The sequence below is a fragment of the Ramlibacter sp. JJN2-2R genome (genome assembly GCF_057747835.1).
In genome coordinates, this window is record NZ_CM173226.1 from 80,755 (window position 1) to 100,902 (window position 20,148).

Annotated in this window: 27 protein-coding genes and 2 tRNA genes; 4 read left to right on the plus strand and 25 right to left on the minus strand. The window is 68.7% G+C overall.

The features are described 5' to 3' along the window. Genes AC3ANR_RS00450 through AC3ANR_RS00470 form a run of 5 tightly spaced genes read right to left on the minus strand, consistent with a single transcriptional unit; the run spans position 1 to position 4,188 of the window. The gene (locus AC3ANR_RS00450) at positions 1 to 612 is read right to left on the minus strand and encodes a cyclic nucleotide-binding domain-containing protein (protein WP_488289911.1); all 612 of its coding nucleotides are present in this window, start codon (positions 610 to 612) and stop codon (positions 1 to 3) included. Then, on the minus strand, positions 609 to 1,256 hold the full coding sequence (locus AC3ANR_RS00455) for an ABC-type transport auxiliary lipoprotein family protein (protein WP_488289912.1): 648 nt from the start codon (positions 1,254 to 1,256) through the stop codon (positions 609 to 611). Before AC3ANR_RS00455 ends, AC3ANR_RS00450 begins: the two co-directional genes overlap by 4 nt. Beyond that, a complete protein-coding gene (locus AC3ANR_RS00460; RefSeq protein WP_488289913.1) occupies positions 1,253 to 2,230 on the minus strand; it encodes an MlaD family protein in 978 nt (325 codons plus the stop codon). Before AC3ANR_RS00460 ends, AC3ANR_RS00455 begins: the two co-directional genes overlap by 4 nt. Positions 2,231 to 2,242: 12 nt before the next feature. Beyond that, the gene (locus AC3ANR_RS00465) at positions 2,243 to 3,019 is read right to left on the minus strand and encodes an ABC transporter ATP-binding protein (protein ID WP_488291855.1); all 777 of its coding nucleotides are present in this window, start codon (positions 3,017 to 3,019) and stop codon (positions 2,243 to 2,245) included. A gap of 47 nt (positions 3,020 to 3,066) precedes the next feature. Continuing rightward, positions 3,067 to 4,188, minus strand: coding sequence for an MlaE family ABC transporter permease (locus AC3ANR_RS00470; protein ID WP_488289914.1), 1,122 nt, complete (start codon positions 4,186 to 4,188; stop codon positions 3,067 to 3,069). 133 nt (positions 4,189 to 4,321) lie between these two features. Here AC3ANR_RS00470 and AC3ANR_RS00475 point away from each other — a divergent pair, with 133 nt between their 5' ends. Together AC3ANR_RS00475 and AC3ANR_RS00480 are read left to right on the plus strand one after the other, a co-directional pair. Then, positions 4,322 to 5,860, plus strand: a complete 1,539-nt coding sequence (locus AC3ANR_RS00475; protein WP_488289915.1) for a CoA-acylating methylmalonate-semialdehyde dehydrogenase — start codon at positions 4,322 to 4,324, stop codon at positions 5,858 to 5,860. Positions 5,861 to 5,870: 10 nt separating this feature from the next. Next, a complete protein-coding gene (locus AC3ANR_RS00480; protein WP_488289916.1) occupies positions 5,871 to 7,511 on the plus strand; it encodes a GMC family oxidoreductase in 1,641 nt (546 codons plus the stop codon). Positions 7,512 to 7,514: 3 nt separating this feature from the next. Here the strand turns inward: AC3ANR_RS00480 and AC3ANR_RS00485 are convergent, their stop codons facing one another. Next, on the minus strand, positions 7,515 to 8,300 hold the full coding sequence (locus AC3ANR_RS00485; RefSeq protein ID WP_488289917.1) for a hypothetical protein: 786 nt from the start codon (positions 8,298 to 8,300) through the stop codon (positions 7,515 to 7,517). Next, the gene (locus tag AC3ANR_RS00490) at positions 8,300 to 9,349 is read right to left on the minus strand and encodes a hypothetical protein (RefSeq protein WP_488289918.1); all 1,050 of its coding nucleotides are present in this window, start codon (positions 9,347 to 9,349) and stop codon (positions 8,300 to 8,302) included. Before AC3ANR_RS00490 ends, AC3ANR_RS00485 begins: the two co-directional genes overlap by 1 nt. 408 nt (positions 9,350 to 9,757) lie before the next feature. Here AC3ANR_RS00490 and AC3ANR_RS00495 point away from each other — a divergent pair, with 408 nt between their 5' ends. Next, complete coding sequence (locus AC3ANR_RS00495) at positions 9,758 to 10,291, plus strand: DUF2946 family protein (RefSeq protein WP_488289919.1); 534 nt, start codon at positions 9,758 to 9,760, stop codon at positions 10,289 to 10,291. A 28-nt stretch (positions 10,292 to 10,319) separates the two neighbouring features. On the opposite strand, the gene AC3ANR_RS00500 is transcribed toward AC3ANR_RS00495, so the two are convergent. Then, a complete protein-coding gene (locus AC3ANR_RS00500) occupies positions 10,320 to 11,246 on the minus strand; it encodes a c-type cytochrome (protein WP_488289920.1) in 927 nt (308 codons plus the stop codon). Positions 11,247 to 11,379: 133 nt separating this feature from the next. Here AC3ANR_RS00500 and AC3ANR_RS00505 point away from each other — a divergent pair. Further along, positions 11,380 to 11,455: transfer RNA gene (locus tag AC3ANR_RS00505), tRNA-Arg, on the plus strand. Between the two features lie 417 nt (positions 11,456 to 11,872). Here the strand turns inward: AC3ANR_RS00505 and AC3ANR_RS00510 are convergent. From AC3ANR_RS00510 to rplE, 17 genes are all read right to left on the minus strand, one after another. Further along, positions 11,873 to 11,949, minus strand: a tRNA-Met gene (locus AC3ANR_RS00510). A 19-nt stretch (positions 11,950 to 11,968) separates the two neighbouring features. Further along, on the minus strand, positions 11,969 to 12,373 hold the full coding sequence (gene rplQ / locus AC3ANR_RS00515; RefSeq protein ID WP_488289921.1) for a 50S ribosomal protein L17: 405 nt from the start codon (positions 12,371 to 12,373) through the stop codon (positions 11,969 to 11,971). A 70-nt stretch (positions 12,374 to 12,443) separates the two neighbouring features. After that, on the minus strand, positions 12,444 to 13,433 hold the full coding sequence (locus AC3ANR_RS00520; RefSeq protein ID WP_488289922.1) for a DNA-directed RNA polymerase subunit alpha: 990 nt from the start codon (positions 13,431 to 13,433) through the stop codon (positions 12,444 to 12,446). A gap of 105 nt (positions 13,434 to 13,538) precedes the next feature. Continuing rightward, positions 13,539 to 14,162, minus strand: a complete 624-nt coding sequence (gene rpsD, locus AC3ANR_RS00525; RefSeq protein ID WP_488289923.1) for a 30S ribosomal protein S4 — start codon at positions 14,160 to 14,162, stop codon at positions 13,539 to 13,541. Between the two features lie 88 nt (positions 14,163 to 14,250). Beyond that, the gene (gene rpsK, locus AC3ANR_RS00530; protein ID WP_055894690.1) at positions 14,251 to 14,655 is read right to left on the minus strand and encodes a 30S ribosomal protein S11; all 405 of its coding nucleotides are present in this window, start codon (positions 14,653 to 14,655) and stop codon (positions 14,251 to 14,253) included. Positions 14,656 to 14,673: 18 nt separating this feature from the next. Continuing rightward, entirely contained in the window at positions 14,674 to 15,039 is a 366-nt protein-coding gene (gene rpsM, locus AC3ANR_RS00535; RefSeq protein WP_488289924.1) for a 30S ribosomal protein S13, read from the minus strand. A gap of 22 nt (positions 15,040 to 15,061) precedes the next feature. Next, complete coding sequence (rpmJ, locus tag AC3ANR_RS00540) at positions 15,062 to 15,175, minus strand: 50S ribosomal protein L36 (protein WP_011481465.1); 114 nt, start codon at positions 15,173 to 15,175, stop codon at positions 15,062 to 15,064. Positions 15,176 to 15,210: 35 nt separating this feature from the next. Next, complete coding sequence (gene infA, locus AC3ANR_RS00545; RefSeq protein WP_488289925.1) at positions 15,211 to 15,429, minus strand: translation initiation factor IF-1; 219 nt, start codon at positions 15,427 to 15,429, stop codon at positions 15,211 to 15,213. 7 nt (positions 15,430 to 15,436) lie between these two features. Next, positions 15,437 to 16,756: a preprotein translocase subunit SecY gene (gene secY, locus AC3ANR_RS00550; RefSeq protein ID WP_488289926.1), complete on the minus strand. Its 1,320-nt coding sequence runs from the start codon at positions 16,754 to 16,756 to the stop codon at positions 15,437 to 15,439. Between the two features lie 21 nt (positions 16,757 to 16,777). Beyond that, the gene (gene rplO, locus AC3ANR_RS00555; RefSeq protein ID WP_488289927.1) at positions 16,778 to 17,209 is read right to left on the minus strand and encodes a 50S ribosomal protein L15; all 432 of its coding nucleotides are present in this window, start codon (positions 17,207 to 17,209) and stop codon (positions 16,778 to 16,780) included. 1 nt (position 17,210) lies between these two features. Continuing rightward, on the minus strand, positions 17,211 to 17,396 hold the full coding sequence (gene rpmD / locus AC3ANR_RS00560; RefSeq protein ID WP_135250181.1) for a 50S ribosomal protein L30: 186 nt from the start codon (positions 17,394 to 17,396) through the stop codon (positions 17,211 to 17,213). Positions 17,397 to 17,410: 14 nt separating this feature from the next. Next, positions 17,411 to 17,932 carry a 30S ribosomal protein S5 gene (rpsE, locus tag AC3ANR_RS00565; protein ID WP_488289928.1) on the minus strand — a complete coding sequence of 174 codons (522 nt, stop codon included), beginning with the start codon at positions 17,930 to 17,932 and terminating at the stop codon, positions 17,411 to 17,413. An 18-nt stretch (positions 17,933 to 17,950) separates the two neighbouring features. Continuing rightward, on the minus strand, positions 17,951 to 18,316 hold the full coding sequence (gene rplR, locus AC3ANR_RS00570) for a 50S ribosomal protein L18 (protein WP_488289929.1): 366 nt from the start codon (positions 18,314 to 18,316) through the stop codon (positions 17,951 to 17,953). A gap of 10 nt (positions 18,317 to 18,326) precedes the next feature. Beyond that, positions 18,327 to 18,860, minus strand: coding sequence for a 50S ribosomal protein L6 (rplF, locus tag AC3ANR_RS00575; RefSeq protein WP_488289930.1), 534 nt, complete (start codon positions 18,858 to 18,860; stop codon positions 18,327 to 18,329). Between the two features lie 16 nt (positions 18,861 to 18,876). Further along, a complete protein-coding gene (rpsH, locus tag AC3ANR_RS00580) occupies positions 18,877 to 19,272 on the minus strand; it encodes a 30S ribosomal protein S8 (protein ID WP_488289931.1) in 396 nt (131 codons plus the stop codon). A gap of 20 nt (positions 19,273 to 19,292) precedes the next feature. After that, positions 19,293 to 19,598, minus strand: a complete 306-nt coding sequence (gene rpsN, locus AC3ANR_RS00585; protein WP_488289932.1) for a 30S ribosomal protein S14 — start codon at positions 19,596 to 19,598, stop codon at positions 19,293 to 19,295. A 9-nt stretch (positions 19,599 to 19,607) separates the two neighbouring features. After that, positions 19,608 to 20,147, minus strand: a complete 540-nt coding sequence (rplE, locus tag AC3ANR_RS00590; protein ID WP_488289933.1) for a 50S ribosomal protein L5 — start codon at positions 20,145 to 20,147, stop codon at positions 19,608 to 19,610. Between the last annotated feature and the right edge of the window lies 1 nt (position 20,148).

Consider the following 20,148-nt stretch of genomic DNA (forward strand, 5'->3'; position numbering starts at 1 on the left):
CTAGCGGCCCTGCAGGTGGCGCAGCAGCTGGTTGCTGGTGTTGCGCAGCCGCTGCGCGAGCAGCTGGGTGATCTTCACCAGCAGCTTGGCGCCCACGCCCGGGTGGTCGGCGATCAGCCGGGCCACCGCGGCGCGGGTCAGCACCGCCGCCTCCACTTCGCTGAGCGCCCAGCAGCTCGCATAGCGCGGCTCGCCATCGAGCATCGACATCTCGCCCAGCACGGCGCCGGCGCGCAACACGGCGAGCCGGGCCGCCTCGGATTGGGCCGGCCGCTGGACCTCGGCGCCGACCTTGCGCTTGCCGACGTCCACCGTCCCGGACAGCAGCAGCATCATCCAGTCGCTGCTGTCGTCCTCGTTGATCAGCGCCTGGCCCGGCTGCGCGCGCACCAGCAGCATGGCCTCGCCCAGCACGTCGGCCTCCTCGGGCGTGAAGTCCTGCAGCAGCGGCGATTCGCGCAGCAGGTCGCGCCGCTGCGAGAGCCTCCTGCAGGTGCCGCGCAGCTCCAGTCCCGCGGCCTCCAGCTCGTCCTCGACCGGCCGGCGCGGCGCCACTGCCGCGACCAGCTGCGCGGCCGACTCGGTGTCCTGCAGGCGCGGCGGTTGGCTCATTGCGGTTGGCGCAGGCCGCGCAGCCACAGGCTGATGTCCGCCGCGGCGGCGTCGGTGGCCGCGGTCAGCGAGCGGACCCCACCGGTCGCGTCGGGCGTGGGCGCGACGCCTTCGACGGCGATGCTGCGCTGGCCGACCAGCTGCTCGCCGCCCGGCGTGTTGGCCAGCAGCGTGGCACGCAGGCGGATGACGCCGCGGCTGCGCTCGGGCGAGTCGAACACGTGCGCGAACTCCTCCAGCTCGAGCCGCAGGATGTAGATCGCGGTCAGGCCATCGCGCGCCAGCGCGGCGCTCTCGTCCTGGCTCAGGACCGGCCGCTCGCGGCCCAGTTGCTGGCGCAGGCGCTGGCGCACCAGCTGCGGCGGCGGCGCGCTCCAGCGCGACTGCGAATAGGCGCGCAACTGGTGGTCGTCGGTGTAGCCGAGGCGGTACAGGACGGCGGAACTGTCCAGGGCGCCCGAAGCCTCGATGTCCGGCAGCACGACGGGCGTGCGCGGCTCGGTGCGCGCGGCCGGCGCGGTCAGCGGCGGCAGCGAGCCCATGTCGAACAGCACGGGGCGCTGCGGCTTGTCCACGAAGCCGGCGCAGCCGGCCAGCAGCAAGGCGGCGGCGGCCAAGGGCAGCAGGAAAGGCGTGCGGCTCATCGGGAAGCTCCTGGAGGGCTGAAGCCCTGCTCGCCGGGCCCGGGCTCGATGCGGCCGGTGCCGAAGATCAGGGACTGCGGGTTGTCGTTGATGCCGTTGACGGTGCGGCTGAGCTGGCGGACCGCGCGCGAGGTGTCCTCGGTCACGCGGTTGATGCGCGGCAGGGTGGCGGCGTTGAACGAGTCGGCCGCGTGCGAGAGCGACTCCGCGCCGGTGGCGAGGCGGTCGACCGGGCCGTCCTTCTCGTTGATGCGGTGCGCGGTGAGGCCGATCTCGCGGATGGCGCGGCGCGCTTCCTCGGACGTGTCGCGCAAGGATGCGAGGGCGCTGTCGGTGCGCTTGACCAGCGACGGGATGTCCACGCGCTGCGGCCCGAACTGCGCCGTCATCACGGTGTTCAGGTTCGTGCTGAGCGCGCTGATGTCGGCCGCCGCCTTCGAGACGTTCTCCACCGCGCTGCCCAGGCCCTTGCCGTTCTTCTCATCGAGCAGGACGTTGACGCGCGCGGTGATCTGCTCGACCTGGTCGAGGATCTTCTCGCCCTTGTCGGTCAGCTTGCTGATCAGCCCCGGCCGCAGCGGGATGCGCGGGGGCGCGTCGTCGTTGGGATGCAGCAGCGGCGCCGGCTTGCCGCTGTCGTCCAGCTGGACGAAGGCGAGGCCGGTGACGCCCTGGAAGGACAGGGAGGCGAAGGTCTCGGTGGTGACCGGCGCGCCGCGGGCGATCTCCAGCCGCACGAGCACGTTGCCTTGCGCCTTGGGATCGAAGCCGATGTGGGTGACCTTGCCGACGTCGACCCCGCGGTAGCGCACCGGGGCCTGCTCCTGCAGGCCCGTGACGGCCTCGCGGGTGGAGATCTCGTAGGCGTCGCGGCGCCCCGAGTCGCGCGTGAGCCAGGCGCCGAGCACGAGCAGCAGCGCCGCGAGCGCCAGCACGAACAGTCCGGCGGCGAGGGCGTGGGCCTTGTTTTCCATGCGGGGCTTCTCCTAGACGGCGAACGGGTACTCGCGCAGCAGTTCCATCGCGCGCTGGCCGCGCTGCCCGAGGAAGAAGTCGTGCACGAAAGGATGCTGGAAGGCGATGACGTCCTTGGGCGGGCCGTTGACGATGACGCGCCGGTCGGCCAGGACCGCGATGCGGGTGGACAGCTCGAACAGCGTGTCCAGGTCGTGCGTGACCATCACGACGGTCAACGCGAGGTCGCGATGCAGCGACCGCAGCAGCGTGACGAAGCCGTCCGAGCTCTCCGGGTCCAGGCCCGCGGTGGGTTCGTCCAGCAGCAGCAGCGGCGGATCCATGATCAGCGCGCGCGCCAGCGCCACGCGCTTGATCATGCCGCCCGACAGGTCGGCGGGCATCTTGGCGGCGTCCTCCGGCTTCAGGCCCACCATCTGCAGCTTGACCATCGCCGCCTCGTGCACCAGCGACCGGGGCAGGGTGCGCAGCTCGCGCAGCGGGAAGGCGACGTTCTCCAGCACGCTGAAGGCGGAAAAGAGGGCGCCGTGCTGGAACAGCATGCCGATGCGGCTGGCGGCCGCGCGCTCGCCGAGCTGGCCGACCGGCTGGCCGAGCACGCGGATCTCGCCGGCCGCCGGGCGTTCCAGCCCGAGGATCTGGCGCAGCAGCACGGTCTTGCCGGTGCCCGATCCGCCCACCAGCGAGACGACCTCGCCGCGGTTGACGGTCAGGTCCAGGTTGTCGTGGACGGTGAAGGTGCGCCCGGGCAGCTGGAACTCCGTGCGCAGGCCGCGGATGGACACCATCGGCACCGGCGCCGCGGCTTCTCTCGGGTCGCGCACGGCCGGCTCCACTAGAACCCCACCTCCTGGAACGCCACCGCGAACAGCGCATCGACCAGGATCACCACGGTGATGGAGGTCACCACCGAGGCCGTCGTGCCTTCGCCCAGGCTCTGCGTGTTGGGCTGCACCGCCAGCCCGTAGTGGCATCCGATCAGCGCGATCAGCAGGCCGAACACCACCGACTTGGACGTGGCCAGCAGCAGGTTGCCGATCTGCACCGCCTCGGGCAGCGCGCGCAGGAAGAAGGTGGGCGTGATGTCCAGCGAGACGTCCGAGGCGAGCATGCCGCCGGCCAGCGCGCTGAAGGTCGTCCACACGCTGATCAGCGGCATCGCGATGGCCAGCGCCAGGGCGCGCGGCAGCACCAGCCGGAAGCTGTGCGAGATGCCCATCACGCTCATGGCGTCCAGTTCGTCGGTGACCCGCATGACGCCGATCTGCGCGGTGATCGAGGAGCCCGAGCGCCCGGCCACCAGGATGGCCGCGAGCATGGGCCCGAGTTCGCGGATCAGGGCGACGCCCAGGATGTTGACGATGTAGGCGTCGGCGCCGAACTGCCGCAGCTGCTTGGCGGTGAGGTAGGCCAGCACCACGCCGATCAGGAAGCCCACCAGCGCCGTGATGGGCAGCGCGGTCGCCCCGATGTGGTACAGGTGGCCGGACAGGTCGCGCCAGGGACCCTCCTGCGGGGCGCGCGCCAGCCGCACGGAGTTCAGTGCCAGCTGCCCGGTGAGCCGCACGAACTCCTTGATTGCATGCACCCGCTGCAGCACGGCCTCGCCGAGGTCGAGGTAGCGCTGGCGCCATCCCATGCGCGTGCGCGGGGGCTGCGCGCTCGTGAACTGCTCCACCCGCTCCAGCACCGCGCGCTGGGCGGGCAGCAGCTCCAGCCGCGCCGGGCGGCGCTGCCCCCAGTGGTCCCACAGCAGCTGCGCGCCGACATGGTCGAGCTGCTCGACGGTGCGCAGGTCCCAGTCGGCATCCGGGCGCACGGCCGCCAGGCTCGCCTGCAGTTGCGCGAGCAGGCCCGGGAGCGCGAACTGCCCGGCCGTCCACTGGCCCAGCAGCCTGGCGCGCGCGCCGCCTTCTTCCGGCAGAAGTTCGAGGTGGGGGGACGTGGGTTCCGGCATGAACGGGGGGCTGGGATGGCGAATGCTACCTGCAGAGGTCCGCCAGCGGGGGCGCCGGCGCATGCCCCGCCCTTTTGCAAAGGCAAGGGGCCGGCCATAGACTGGCGGACTTCCCGACGCCGAGACCCGCCGCATGAACGCACCCGATTCCACCCGTCCCGCCGCCCTCGCCTCGATCGACCACTGGGTCGACGGCCGGGTGGTCCCTGGCCAGAGCGGCCGCACCGCCGACGTCTTCAATCCCGCCACCGGCGCGGCCACCGGCAAGGTGGCCCTGGCCAGTGCGGCCGAGGTCGCCAAGGCCGTCGCCGTCGCGCAGGCGGCCTTCCCGGCCTGGGCCGACACGCCGCCGATCCGCCGCGCGCGGGTGATGTTCAAGTTCCTGGAGCTGATGAACCGGCACCGCGACGACCTGGCGCGCGCGATCACCGCCGAGCACGGCAAGGTGTTCACCGATGCCCAGGGCGAAGTCACGCGCGGCATCGACATCGTCGAATTCGCCTGCGGCATCCCGCAGCTGCTCAAGGGCGATTACACCGACCAGGTGTCCACCGGCATCGACAACTGGACGATGCGCCAGCCGCTGGGCGTGGTGGCCGGCATCACGCCGTTCAACTTCCCGGTGATGGTGCCGATGTGGATGTACCCGGTGGCGATCGCCGCGGGCAACTGCTTCATCCTCAAGCCCAGCCCGCTCGATCCCAGCGCCTCGCTGCTGATGGCGCGCCTGCTGAAGGAGGCCGGATTGCCCGACGGGGTGTTCAACGTCGTGCAGGGGGACAAGGAGGCGGTCGACGCACTGCTGGAGCATCCGGACGTGAAGGCTATCTCGTTCGTGGGCTCGACCGCCATCGCCCAGAAGATCTACGAGACGGGCGCCCGCCACGGCAAGCGGGTGCAGGCGCTGGGCGGCGCCAAGAACCACATGGTCGTCATGCCCGATGCGGACATGGACCAGGCCGTCGATGCCCTGATCGGATCGGCGTTCGGGTCCGCCGGCGAGCGCTGCATGGCGATCTCGCTGGGCGTGCTGGTGGGCGACGCGGCCGACCGCATCATGCCGCTGCTGGCCGAGCGCACGCAGCAGCTGAAGATCAGGAACGGCACCGAGCTGGACGCCGAGATGGGCCCGATCGTCTCCGACGCCGCGCGCCAGCGCATCGCCGGCTACATCGGCGCCGGCGAACAGGAAGGCGCCAAGCTGGTGGTCGACGGCCGCAGGTTCCAGGCCGCCAAGGCGGGCGCGGGCTGCGACAACGGGTTCTGGATCGGCGGCACGCTGTTCGACGACGTGAAGCCGGACATGCGGATCTACAAGGAAGAGATCTTCGGGCCGGTGCTCGGTTGCGTGCGCGTCAAGGACCTGAAGGACGCCGTGGACCTGATCAACTCGCATGAGTACGGCAACGGCGTGTCGTGCTTCACGCGCGACGGCAACGTCGCGCGGGAGTTCTCGCGCCGCGTGCAGGTCGGCATGGTGGGCATCAACGTGCCGATCCCGGTCCCCATGGCCTGGCACGGCTTCGGCGGCTGGAAGAAGAGCCTGTTCGGCGACATGCATGCCTACGGCGAGGAGGGCGTGCGCTTCTACACCAAGCAGAAGTCGATCATGCAGCGCTGGCCCGAGAGCATCGGGAAAGGTGCCGAGTTCGTGATGCCCACGGCCAAGTAAGCTCTGCCGGGTGAGCGACACCACCTTCGACTACGTGATCATCGGCGCCGGCACCGCGGGGTGCCTGCTCGCCAACCGGCTGTCGGCCGACCCGTCGCGGCGCGTGCTGCTGATCGAGGCCGGGCGCAAGGACGACTACCACTGGATCCACATCCCGGTGGGGTACCTCTATTGCATCGGCAACCCGCGCACCGACTGGCTGTTCCAGACCGAGGCCGACGAGGGCCTCAACGGCCGCAAGCTGCGCTACCCGCGCGGCAAGACGCTGGGCGGCAGCTCCAGCATCAACGGCATGATCTACATGCGCGGCCAGGCACGCGACTACGACCAGTGGGCGCAGCTGACCGGCGACGACACCTGGCGCTGGGCCCAGTGCCTGCCGGCCTTCAAGAAGCACGAGGACTACTACAAGGGCGCCGACGACCTGCACGGCGCCGGCGGCGAATGGCGCGTGGAGCGCCAGCGCCTGCGCTGGGACATCCTGGACGCCTTCGCGCAGGCCGCGCAGCAGGCCGGCATCCCGCACACCGAGGACTTCAACCGCGGCAGCAACGAGGGCGTCGGCTACTTCCAGGTGAACCAGAAGAACGGCTGGCGTTGGAACACGGCCAAGGCGTTCCTGCGTCCGATCTGCTACGGCCGGCCGAACTTCGAGATGTGGACCAACGCGCACGTCAAGCAGCTGCGCATCGAGACTGGGCCCGACGGCTCGCGCCGGTGCACCGGCGCCGAGGTGTGGACGGGCCACGAGCTGGTCCACGTGCACGCCACGGCCGAAGTGCTGCTGTGCGCCGGCAGCATCGGCTCGCCGCACATCCTGCAGCTCTCGGGCATCGGGCCGGCCGACCTGCTGCAGCGGCACGGCGTGCCGGTGCTGCACGACCTGCCCGGCGTGGGCGCCAACCTGCAGGACCACCTGCAGATCCGCGCGGTGTTCAAGGTGCAGGGCGTGGAGACGCTCAACACGCTGGCCAACAGCTGGTGGGGCAAGGCGCGCATCGGGATGCAGTACGTCCTCAAGCGCAGCGGCCCCATGAGCATGGCGCCCTCGCAGCTCGGCGCGTTCACCCGCAGCACGCCGCAGCAGCCGTGGCCGAACGTCGAATACCACGTCCAGCCGCTCAGCCTCGATGCCTTCGGCGAGCCGCTGCACGCGTTCAACGCCTTCACCGCCAGCGTGTGCAACCTCAACCCGACCAGCCGCGGCACGGTGCGCCTGCGCAGCCCGCGCTTCGAGGATGCGCCTGCCATCGCGCCGAACTACCTGAGCACGCCGCAGGACCGGCAGGTGGCGGCCGATTCGCTGCGCCTCACGCGGCGCATCGTCGCGCAGCCGGCGCTGCAGAAATACCAGCCGCAGGAGTGGCGCCCGGGCCCGCAGTACCAGACGGACGAGGAGCTCGCCCGGCTGGCCGGCGACATCGCCACCACGATCTTCCATCCCGTGGGCACGACCCGGATGGGACGCGACGGCGATCCGATGGCGGTGCTCGATTCACGGCTGCGGGTGCGCGGGGTCGCGGGCCTGCGGGTGGTCGATGCCGGCGCGATGCCCACCATCACCAGCGGCAACACCAATTCGCCGACGCTGATGATGGCGGAGAAGGCCGCCGGATGGATCGTGCAGGACGCCGCGCAAGGCGGCGCGTGATCGCTAGAAGCGGCGCGTGAGCGCCAGCGTCGCGTCTTCGATGGTGAGCTGGGGCTGCCGCACGGTGCCGAACAGCGCGCCGCTGCGGTAGACGGGCGCCGCGTCGCTCTGGCCCTGCGACAGCCTCGACCATGACAGCTCCCACGACCAGGGCGAGTCGGGCCGCCCGGCGACGAGCCGCAGCCCCCATTGCCGCTTGCGCGCGCCCGTGAGGGTCGAGGTGTCGAGCAGCCCGTGGTAGTCCACGTGCAGCCGATGGTGGACGCTCACCCGCGCGTCGATCTCGCCGCGGGCCTGCCAGGCGCCGATCGGGAATGCCGCCGAGACCCAGCGCGCGCCCACGAGCGCGGCGCTCGAGACCTCGTCCAGCCCGCCGGCGGCCGGCGTGCTGGCGATGGCGCGCCGGTTGCGCAGCCATCCGAGCGTCGCCCACGCCTCGCCCCAGGCCGCCGGCGCGAGCGGCCGCCACCGCAAGTCGGCCGACCACTCCGCCTGCCGCGTGGCAGTGTTGAGCGGCGTGCCGCCCTGGGTCTGGCCGTGGTAGTCGAGCTGGCCGCCGGCGAAGCCCAGGCCTGCCTGGACGGCACTGCCGCCGGCGAACGCCTGCGACACCGTGCCGCCCACCAGTCCCATCGGTCCCCGCTCGGTGAGGAGCGTGCCGCCGGCGGCGTTGCGCTCGGTCAGCGTGCGGTGCGCGAGGCCCGCCGAGACGGCGAACCGGGGCATGACGTCCTGCGCCTGGACCGTGCCGCAGAGGCCGAGCAGCGCGACGATCCAGGCGCGCCGCATCAGAGCAGCGACCTCAGCTGGCCGACGGTCACGATGCTGGAGTTCTCGTAGACACCGTCGCCGTTCGCATCGACCTGCAGCGTGGCGTTCGAGGTGGAGAACGTCAGCAGCACGGACGCATTGGATGCCCCGACCACCTTGAGCTGGCCCGCCACCGGCGCGTCGCTGGTGGTGGCCCAGCGCAGGTCCTGCAGCGTGGTGACGGTGTAGGTGCCGCCAGCCGTGCCGAGCCGGGTGCCGTTGTCCGAGACGGTCGCGGTCAGCGAGCTGGTGACCGTCGTGCCGCTGAGCGTGAGCTTCTGCGCGTAGTTGGTCCAGCTGGAGGTGTGGAAGCCGCTGCCGGCCGTCTCACCGTTGGCGAGCGAGGTACCGCTCACGGTCAGCGTCTGCGCGGTGGCGGTCGTGACGTTCCAGTCCAGCGTCATGTCGCCGTGGGTCGTGACCTGCGAGGTGCCGTACGTGGACGACAGGTTGGTCGCGGTGACCTTCATGACGATGTGGAAGGGCGGCGTGGCGTTCTGCGGCAGGAAGCCACTGAGGATCTCGAACTTGAGGCTGCCATTGAGCGTCACCTGCGCGCCGTTGACCACGTCGACGCAGTTGTTCGCTTCCATGGTGAGGTTGTCGCCCGCGGCCAGGCCCGTGCTGCCCGCGATGCTGCCCACCACGCGCATGGTGCCCTGGTTGTTGTAGCAGGGGCTGGTCTGGTCGATCACCACGCCGGCCGCGATGGGCAACGTGCTGGTGCGTTGCGCCATGTTCTGCGCGATGCCCGCGACCAGCATGGCGTTGGGCAGCGTCCCGCTGCCGCCCTGCACCTGCACGCCCGTGAGGAGGCCCGTGCTGCCGGTCGCCGGGCTGGTGTCCTGGACGGCGTCCATGGCGTGCGCCGCGACCACGGGCGCGTTGGCCTGCGTGATCACGACGGCCTGCGCCGCGCTCGGCGTGCCGGCGGTGCCTCCTGCAGCGGTACTTCCGCCGCCGCCACCGCCGCCACAGGCGGCAAGCATTAAGGCCAGCAAGGCCGAGCCGAAGAATTTCGTTTGCATGGGGTCCCCTCTCTCGATGTGTTGTTGGACGGGCTCGCGGGCCCGCGCCGCACTGTAGCGCACGTGTGCATGCCACCCATCGGCTGAAACGCGCATGTCGCTCCCACGCCGCCGTCGCGGCGCGGGTAACTCCCGATGCACTACCCGGGTGCATGGCCCTACAGTGCCTGCACTCGCATGCGGACCTCGGTCCGTGGCAAAGGCGAGAGGACCGAGGAGACGAGCACAACACGAGCGATTGCTGCGGCATCGTTGCGATGCATTCAAGGCGCCGGCCAACCCCCGGCGCCTTTTGTTTTTTCGGACCCGCGCGCCGGACTCATCCTCGAAGAGGCGCGGCCATCGCGCTGGCCGCGCGACCAGGCGGCGACGCGTCCTGCGCCGGGCGGTGCGCCGGATAATGGCCAGATGGATGACATCGTCCGGCAGGCGATCGCCAAGTGGCCCAACGTGCCGCATTGCTATGGCTGGCTCGGCCTCGACGCGCGGGGCGGGTGGTTCATGCGCGATGACCGCACGCAGGCAGCCGGCCCCTTCCCGGTGGCGCGCGGCTCGCTGCTGCGCCATGAGAAGCTGATCGAGTTCATCCAGCGCAACTACGACCACGACGAGGCAGGCTGCTGGTACTTCCAGAACGGGCCGCAGCGCGTCTACGTCGAGCTGGAGGCCGCGCCCCTGGTGCTGCGCGTCGGCGCAGGCGGCGGCGTGACCGCGCACACCGGCGAGGACCTCGCGGCGCGCGGCGTCTACGTCGACGAACTGGGCCGCCTGTTCGTCGCCACCGACCGCGGCCTGGGCCTGGTGCACACGCTCGACATGCACGCGGCGGCGGACCTGGTCGAACAAGGCGCGTGGACGCCGGAGCCCGTCGCGGCCGGCGACCTGCCCGCCCGCTTCGGCCACGTGCTCAGTCCGGCGGCCCACAAAAAAGCCGGTCACTGACCGGCTTGTTCGGGATGGCGGGAGCCGCTTACTTGGCGGCGCCGACCATGTAATCGACGGCCGCCTTGACGTCGGCGTCCGGCGCGGCGCTGCCACCCTTGGGCGGCATGGCGTTCTTGCCCTTGAGCGCCGAGTTGTACAGCGCCGGCAGGCCCTGGGCGATGCGCGGGGCCCAGGCGCCCTTGTCGCCGAACTTCGGCGCACCGGCCACGCCGGCGGCGTGGCAGGCCACGCAGGCTTGCTTGTAGAGGGCTTCGCCATTGCCGGCGGCAGCGGCAGGCGCGGCGGCTGCGGGGGCCGCGGCGGCCACCGTCTGGGCCGCAGGAGCGGCAGCAGCAGCAGCCGGGGCCGGCGTGGCTGCCGCGGCGGCAGCCGGCGCGGAGGCGGCGGGCGCCGACGCGGCGGCCTGCTGCGCGCCCGCCTTGGGCGCCGCCGGCTCGGCGAACTTGCCACCGGCGGCATTGGCCATGTAGGCGACGGCGCGGGCGATCTCGACGTTGTCGAAGTCGCCACCACCCTGGGCCGGCATGGCGTTCTTGCCCTTGAGCGCGGAGTTCACCAGCGCGTCGAAGCCGGTCTGGATGCGCGCGGCCCAGGCACCCGCGTCGCCGAACTTGGGCGCGCCGGCCACGCCGGCCGTGTGGCAGGTCGTGCACTGGGCCTTGAAGACTTCCTCGCCGCTCTTGAGCGGGCGGTTGGCGTCGCGGATCTCGACGGTGCCCACCTTGCGAATGCGCTCGGCGACACCGCGCTCGAGGTCCTGCGCGGTCACGCCGCCGAGCGTGTAGCTCTCGGCCTGCGTCGTGCCCGCGGGCTTGAACTCGGAGGACACGTAGGCGACCAGGCCCATGATGATCGCCACCGGCACCACGAAGGCGAAGAACACGGTCACCAGCAACTGCTTGGGCGTCTTGATCGGGCCGGTGTGGGCTTCTTCGTGCGTGTTGTCGCTCATGGCGTCCTCAAGTGTTGCGCTGTCTTGTCAGAACAACCTTCGATTATAGCTGCCGAGCTTGAGCCAGACGGAGCTTCGCCACGTGCGCGGAGAAGGGGCGCGCAATGGGCGATAATCCCGGCCTTCCCCCCGCGCGGCTGTAGCTCAGTGGATAGAGTATTGGCCTCCGAAGCCAAGGGTCGTGGGTTCGATCCCCGCCAGCCGCGCCACCTTCCCCTCCCCGCATCTCCATGCATGTCGCTACTCGTGCGGCATGTGGCCGCGCGCTCGAGCGCGGCGAGTGCGTCGTCTTCATCACCGTTGGTTGATCGGCCGTTGAGTGAGCCGAGTGTCTTGCCGCGCGCGGCGCCCGCCACAGCGGCCGCGAGGCACAGGCTCGCGCGAATCAGTGATGGGAAGTCTCGGGCAGGAGCTGCGTAGGCGCGCTGCCGAATGCGACGGGGCCATGCCGCACCGCCACTCACCCTAGTGGTCGGCATCCGCGCCGCTGCCGTTACGCACGCAGCTGGCCATGCACGGAAAACCCAACAAGTTTCGATTCGGCGGCGCATCGGCAACGCCGCAGTCATGCGCGCGCATGCGGCTCACCAAAGAAAAACGCCCACCGAAGTGGGCGTTTTGAAGTTTGGTTGCGCGGGCAAGATTTGAACTTGCGACCTTTGGGTTATGAGCCCAACGAGCTACCAGGCTGCTCCACCGCGCGTCAGAGGTGTGATTATAGATTAACTTGCGCTGTCGGACGACTCAGCCGCATCAGTTTCGGTGGGCTCGGGACGGTCGACCAGTTCGACCAGTGCCATCGGCGCGTTGTCGCCGACGCGGAAGCCCATTTTCAGGATGCGGGTGTAGCCGCCCGGGCGCGCCTTGTAGCGCGGGCCCAGCTCGGAGAACAGCTTGGCGACGTTGTCGCGATCGCGCAGGCGGTCGAACGCCAGCCGCTTGTTGGCGAGCGTGGGTTCCTTGCCCAGCGTGATCATCGGCTCGACGACGCGGCGCAGTTCCTTCGCCTTCGGCACGGTGGTCTTGATCACCTCGTGCTCGATGAGCGAATTCATCATGTTGCGCAGCATCGCGAGGCGGTGCTCGCTGGTGCGATTGAGTTTGCGAAGGCCGTGGCCGTGACGCATGGTGCTTTCCTTTCCTTATCGATTCGCCCGGCCGGATCAGGTACCGGGCGTTGCACTCGCGGGTTGACGATTAACGCTTGTCCAGGCCGGCGGGCGGCCAGCTCTCGAGCTTCATGCCCAGCGTGAGGCCGCGCGAAGCCAGGACTTCCTTGATCTCGTTGAGCGACTTGCGGCCCAGGTTCGGGGTCTTGAGCAGCTCGTTCTCGGTGCGCTGGATCAGGTCGCCGATGTAGTAGATGTTCTCGGCCTTCAGGCAGTTGGCCGAGCGCACGGTCAGTTCGAGCTCGTCGACCGGACGCAGCAGGATCGGGTCGAACTGCTGCGAGGTGCGCTGCACCGGCTGGTCGAAGGCGGCCAGTTCGCTGCCTTCCAGCTGGGCGAAGACGGCCAGCTGCTCGACCAGGATCTTGGCGGAGGCGCGCACGGCGTCCTCGGCGGTGATCGCGCCGTTGGTCTCGATCTCGACCACGAGCTTGTCCAGGTCGGTGCGCTGCTCGACACGGGCGCTCTCGACCGTGTAGCTCACGCGCTTGACCGGCGAGAACGAGGCGTCCAGCACGATCCGGCCGATCGACTTGGTCGGCTCGTCGGCGTAGCGGCGCATCGTGCCGGGCACGTAGCCGCGGCCCTTCTCGACCTTGATCTGCATGTCGATCTTGCCGCCCTGCGACAGGTGCGCGATGACGTGCTCGGGATTGATGATCTCGACGTCGTGCGGGGTCTGGATGTCGGCGGCCGTGACGACGCCTTCACCGTCCTTGCGCAGCGACAGGGTGACCTCGTCGCGGTTGTGCAGCTTGAACACCACGCCCTTGAGGTTCAGCAGGATGCTGACCACGTCTTCCTGGACGCCGTCGATCGACGAGTACTCGTGAAGCACACCGGCGATGGTGACTTCGGTCGCCGCATACCCGACCATCGACGACAGCAGCACGCGGCGCAGCGCGTTGCCCAGGGTGTGGCCGTAGCCGCGCTCGAACGGCTCCAGCGTCACCTTGGCCCGGTTCAGACCGAGTTGCTCGACGTTGATGGCTTTGGGTTTCAGCAGGTTGGTTTGCATGCAGGACTTCCTCTCAATACCCCCGGCTCGTTACACCGGTAAGGCTGGTGAAGTCCCCACGCCACGGTGCCCCGTGGCAGGGGGAACGATGACTCTCTCGGCCGCTTAGCGCGAATACAGTTCGACGATCAGCGATTCGTTGATGTCGGCGCCGAATTCGTCGCGGTCGGGCACCTTCTTGAAGGTGCCTTCGGCCTTGTCGGCGTTGACTTCCACCCACGCCGGGATGCCCACCTGCTGGGCCAGCTGCAGCGCCTCGACGACGCGGTTCTGCTTCTTGGACTTCTCGCGCACGGCGATCACGTCGCCGGTCTTGACCAGGTACGACGGGATGTTCACCGGCTGGCCGTTCACCGTGATGGCCTTGTGGCTCACCAGCTGGCGCGCCTCGGCGCGGGTGGAGCCGAAGCCCATGCGGTAGACGACGTTGTCCAGGCGGCACTCGAGCAGGAACAGCAGGTTGGCGCCCGAGTTGCCCTTGCGGCGCGAGGCTTCCTCGAAGTAGCGGCGGAACTGCTTTTCCAGCACGCCGTACATGCGCTTGACCTTCTGCTTTTCGCGCAGCTGCAGGCCGAAGTCGCTGGTGCGCTGGCCGGAGGTGCGGCCGTGCTGGCCGGGCTTGGAGTCGAACTTGGCCTTGTCGCTGATCGAGCGGCGGGCGCTCTTGAGGAACAGGTCCGTGCCTTCGCGGCGGGAGAGTTTGGCCTTGGGGCCGAGGTAACGTGCCACTTGTCTTTCCTTCAGTTCATCTGCCGCGGCCGTTCACCGCGGGAGCCGGCGGCGCAGGGCCGTCGGCGGTGGGCTTGGTTGAAAAAAATCAGATCCGGCGGCGCTTTTGCGGGCGGCAGCCGTTGTGCGGCACCGGCGTCACGTCGGAGATCGAGTTGATACGGATGCCCAGCGCAGCCAGGGCACGCACCGACGACTCGCGACCCGGGCCGGGGCCCTTGATCTCGACGTCCAGGTTCTTGATGCCCTGCTCGATGGCGGCGCGGCCGGCCACTTCCGAGGCCACCTGGGCCGCGAACGGGGTCGACTTGCGCGAGCCCTTGAAGCCCTGGCCGCCCGAGGACGCCCAGCTCAGGGCGTTGCCCTGGCGGTCGGTGATGGTGATGATCGTGTTGTTGAAGGACGCGTGCACGTGCGCGACGCCGTCGGACACGTTCTTGCGGACCTTCTTGCGCACACGCTGCGCGGCGTTGTTGACGGGAGCCTTGGCCATGTCAGTTCTCTTTCCCGGTTATTTCTTCAGGGCGGCGGCACCCTTGCGCGGGCCCTTGCGGGTGCGGGCGTTGGTGCGCGTGCGCTGGCCGCGCATGGGCAGGCCGCGGCGATGACGGAAGCCGCGGTAGCAGCCGATGTCCATCAGTCGCTTGATGTTCATCGTGGTCTCGCGGCGCAGGTCGCCCTCGATCGTGAACTTGCCGACCTGGTCGCGGACCTTCTCGAGCTCGGCGTCGGTCAGGTCCTTGACCTTCTTCGAGTAGGCGATGCCGCAGGCCTCGCAGATCTGGCGGGCGCGCGTGCGGCCGATGCCGAAGATGGCCGTCAGGCCGATCTCGGCGTGTTGGTGCGGCGGAATGTTGATACCAGCGATACGTGCCATGGTCTTCTTTCCTAAATCTCTATCAGCCCTGGCGCTGCTTGTGGCGCGGGTCGGTGCAGATCACGCGGACCACACCCTTGCGGCGGATGATCTTGCAGTTGCGGCAGATCTTCTTGACGGAAGCCGAAACTCTCATTTGTCTTTTCTCCTAAATCTCTACTTGCCCCGAGCTCACTTCGCCCGGAAGACGATCCGTGCCCTGGACAAGTCGTAGGGCGTCAATTCCACGGTGACCCTGTCACCAGGCAGGATGCGGATGTAGTGCATCCGCATCTTTCCGGAGATGTGACCGAGCACTGCGTGCCCGTTTTCCAGCTTCACTCGGAAGGTTGCATTGGGAAGGTTTTCCACCACTTCCCCCTGCATCTGGATCACATCGTCCTTGGCCATTACTGCGTCAGCCGCCGAGCGATGTCTTGAAGTTGGCCTTCTTCAACAGCGACTCGTACTGCTGACTCATCAGGTAGTTCTGGACCTGGGCCATGAAGTCCATGGTCACCACCACGATGATCAAGAGCGAGGTGCCGCCGAAATAGAACGGCACGTTGTATTTCAGGATCAGGAACTCCGGCAGCAGGCAGACGAAGGTGATGTACACCGCGCCGGCGAGCGTGAGCCGCAGCAGGATCTTGTCGATGTAGCGGGCGGTCTGGTCGCCGGGACGGATCCCGGGGATGAACGCACCGCTCTTCTTCAGGTTGTCGGCCGTCTCGCGGCTGTTGAACACCAGCGCCGTGTAGAAGAAGCAGAAGAACACGATCGCGCCCGCGTACAGCAGGGTGTAGATCGGCTCGCCCGGGCGCAGCGTGCCCGCCAGGTCGCGCAGCCACCGCATCGACTCGCCCGCCGAGAACCAGCTCACCACCGTCGCCGGCAGCAGGATGATCGACGAGGCGAAGATCGGCGGGATCACGCCGGCCATGTTCAGCTTCAGCGGCAGGTGCGACGACTGGCCGCCGTAGACCTTGTTGCCCACCTGCCGGCGCGCGTAGTTCACCAGGATCTTGCGCTGGCCGCGCTCGACGAACACCACCCCGTACGTGACCAGGGCCACGATCGCGACGATCAGGATCGCCACCAGGATGCTCATCGCGCCGGTGCGCACCAGCTCCAGCAGTCCGCCGATCGCCGTGGGCATGCCCGCGGCGATGCCGGCGAAGATCAGGATCGAGATGCCGTTGCCCAGCCCGCGCTCGGTGATCTGCTCGCCCAGCCACATCAGGAACATGGTGCCCGCCGTGAGGCTGACCACCGCGGTCATGCGGAAGCCGAAGCCCGGCGCCAGCACCAGGCCCGGCGACGCCTCCAGCGCCACGGCGATGCCGAGCGACTGGAACAGCGCCAGGCCCAGCGTGCCGTAGCGGGTGTACTGCGTGATCTTGCGCCGGCCGGCCTCGCCCTCCTTCTTCAGCTGCTCGAACGTGGGGACCACGTAGGTGAGCAGCTGCATGATGATGGAGGCCGAGATGTACGGCATGATCCCCAGCGCGAACACGGTGAACCGCGACAGCGCGCCGCCCGAGAACATGTTGAACAGGCTCAGGATCCCGCCCTGCTGGCCCTTGAACAGCTGTTGCAGCTGGCCAGGGTCGATGCCGGGCACCGGGATGTGCGCGCCAACGCGGTAGACGACCAGCGCCAGCAGCAGGAACACCAGCCGGCGACGCAGGTCGCCGAACTTGCCGGTCTTCGCCAGTTGTGCTGCGTTAGTGGCCACTGCAGTCCTTGGTCACGCGCATCAGGCCAGGCTGCCGCCGGCTGCCTCGATGGCAGCCTTGGCGCCGGCGGTCGCACCGATGCCGGTCAGCTTGACGGCGCGCTTGAGCTCGCCGGACTTGATGACCTTGACGTTCTTGATCATCTCGCCGACCAGGCCGGCCTGCTTCAGAGCCAGCAGGTCGACTTCGGCGGCGCCCAGCTTCTCCAGCGCGGCCAGCGAGACCTCGCCGTTGTACTTGAGCGACTGCGACTTGAAGCCGCGCTTGGGCAGGCGGCGCTGCAGCGGCATCTGGCCGCCTTCGAAGCCGACCTTGTGGTAGCCGCCCGAGCGGGACTTCTGGCCCTTGTGGCCGCGGCCGGCGGTCTTGCCGAGGCCGGAGCCGATGCCACGGCCGACGCGGCGGCGCGCCTTGCGGGCGCCCGGGGCCGACTTGAGCGAATTGAGTTCCATGTCAGAGCACCTTCACCAGGTAGCTGATCTTGTTGATCATGCCGCGCACTGCGGGCGTGTCCTGCAGCTCGGAGACCGAGTTCAGCTTGCGCAGGCCCAGGCCGCGCACGGTGGCGCGATGCGATTCCTTGGTGCCGATGGGGCTGCGCACCAGCTGCACCTTGACCGTGTTTTGTTGGGTGGCCATGTCGTTGACTCCGATCAGGCGGCGAACAGGTCTTCGACCGACTTGCCGCGCTTGGCCGCCACTTCCGAGGGAGTGGTGGAATTCTTCAGCGCGTCGAAGGTGGCGCGGACCATGTTGTACGGGTTGGTCGAACCGTGGCTCTTGGCCACGATGTCGGTGATGCCCATCACTTCGAAGACGGCGCGCATCGGGCCGCCGGCGATGATGCCCGTGCCCTTGGGGGCCGGGGCCATCATCACGTGCGCGGCGCCATGGCGGCCGACCACGTTGTGGTGCAGCGTGCCGTTCTTGAGCGACACCTTGGTCATGTTGCGGCGCGCTTCTTCCATCGCCTTCTGCACGGCCGCGGGCACTTCCTTGGACTTGCCCTTGCCCATGCCGACGCGGCCGTCGCCGTCGCCCACCACGGTGAGGGCCGCGAAACCGAGGATCCGGCCGCCCTTGACCACCTTGGTGACGCGGTTGACCGCGATCATCTTCTCTTTGAGACCGTCTTCCGGGCCGTCAGCCTGGCGGTTCGCTTGAATCTTTGCCATATCGGGTTTCCGTGTCCGTTAGAACTGCAGGCCCGCTTCACGGGCGGCGTCGGCCAGCGCCTTGACGCGGCCGTGGTAGGCGAAGCCGGCGCGGTCGAACGCCACCTTCTCGACGCCGGCGGCCTTGGCACGCTCGGCGATCAGCTTGCCCACCTGCTGCGCGGCGGCGGTGTTGCCGCCCTTGCCCGAGCCGCCGAGCGACTTGCGCAGGTCCGGCTGGACGGTCGAAGCGGAGGCCAGCACCTTGCTGCCGTCGTCGGAGATGACGGAGGCGTAGATGTGCAGGTTGGTGCGGGTGACCGTCAGTCGCGCGACGCCCTGGGTGGCGATGCGGATGCGGGTCTGGCGGGCCCGGCGAAGACGCTGCTCTTTCTTGTTCAACATCATTCGCTCCTTACTTCTTCTTCGTTTCCTTGATCGTGATCTTCTCGTCCGCGTAGCGGATCCCCTTGCCCTTGTAGGGCTCGGGCGGACGGATGGCACGAATCTCGGCGGCGATCTGGCCCACGCGCTGGCGGTCGGCACCCTTGATCACGATTTCCGTGGGGGCCGGCGTCTGCACGGTGATGCCCGCGGGCATGTCCTTGTTGACGGGGTGCGAGAAGCCCACCGCCAGGTTCAGCTTGGCGCCCTGGGCGGTGGCCTTGTAGCCCACGCCGACCAGCGTCAGCTTCTTCTCGAAGCCCTTGGTGACGCCCAGCACCATGTTGTTGACCAGCTGGCGCATCGTGCCGCTCATGGCATTGGCCTCGCGCGACTCGTTGGCCGGCTCGAACGACAGCTTGCCGTCCTTGCTGGACACCTTGACCAGCGCGTTCTGGGCCAGCGACAGCGTGCCGCCGGCGCCCTTGACGCTGATCTGGTCGTCCTTGATCTGCACGTCCACGCCCTGGGGGACGGCGACCGGCATTTTTCCTACTCGGGACATTTGTCGTTCCTTCCCTTTAGGCCACGTAGCACAGCACTTCGCCGCCGATGCCGGTGGCGCGCGCCTTGCGGTCGGTCATCACGCCCTTGGGCGTGGTGACGATGGCCACGCCCAGGCCGTTCTGGACCTGGGGGATCGCGGTGGCGCCCTTGTACACGCGCAGGCCGGGGCGGCTCACGCGCTCGATGCGCTCGATGACCGGGCGGCCGGCGTAGTACTTCAGCGAGATCTCGAGCTCGCTCTTGTTGCCGTCCTTCTTCACCTCGAAGCCGTCGATGTAGCCCTCGTCCTTCAGGACCTGGGCGATCGCGACCTTGATGTTGGAGGCGGGCACGGTCACCGACGGCTTGGCCACCATCTGCGCATTGCGGATGCGGGTCAGCAGGTCGGCGATGGGATCACTCATGCTCATGTTCTGTCACTCCTCGCCGCTTACCAGCTGGCCTTGATCACGCCCGGGATGTCACCCGTGAAGGCCATCTCGCGGATCTTGTTGCGGGCCAGGCCGAACTGGCGGAACGTTCCGCGCGGACGGCCGGTGATCTCGCAGCGGTTGCGCTGGCGGGTGGGGTTGGCGTTGCGCGGCAGTTTCTGCAGCGCCAGGCGGGCGAGGGCCCGCTCGTCGTCGCTCTTCTTGGCATCGCCGGCGATTGCCTTCAGTTCCGCGTACTTCTTCGCGTACTGAGCGGCCAGTTTTTCGCGCTTGAGCTCGCGCTGGATCAAAGCTGTTTTAGCCACGATGCACCTTCAGTTCTTGAACGGGAAACGGAAGCCCGCGAGCAGCGCCTTGCACTCGTCGTCGGTCTTGGCCGTGGTCGTGATGCTGATGTTCAGGCCGCGCAGCGCATCGACCTTGTCGTACTCGATCTCGGGGAAGATGATCTGTTCCTTGACCCCGATGTTGTAGTTGCCGCGGCCGTCGAAGGCACGGCCCGAGATGCCGCGGAAGTCGCGCACGCGCGGCAGCGCCACGGTCACGAAGCGGTCCAGGAACTCGTACATCTTCTCGCCGCGCAGCGTGACCATGCAGCCGATGGCCTGGCCTTCGCGGATCTTGAAGCCGGCGATGGCCTTCTTGGCCTTGGTCACCACGGGCTTCTGGCCGGCGATCTTGGTCAGGTCGCCCACGGCGTTGTCCATCACCTTCTTGTCGGCCACCGCCTCGCTCACGCCCATGTTCAGCGTGATCTTGGTCAGGCGCGGGACTTCCATCGGCGACTTGTAGCCGAACTTGGCGGTCAGCTCGGGAGCGACCTTCTCGCGATAGTGCTGTTGCAGTCGTGCCATG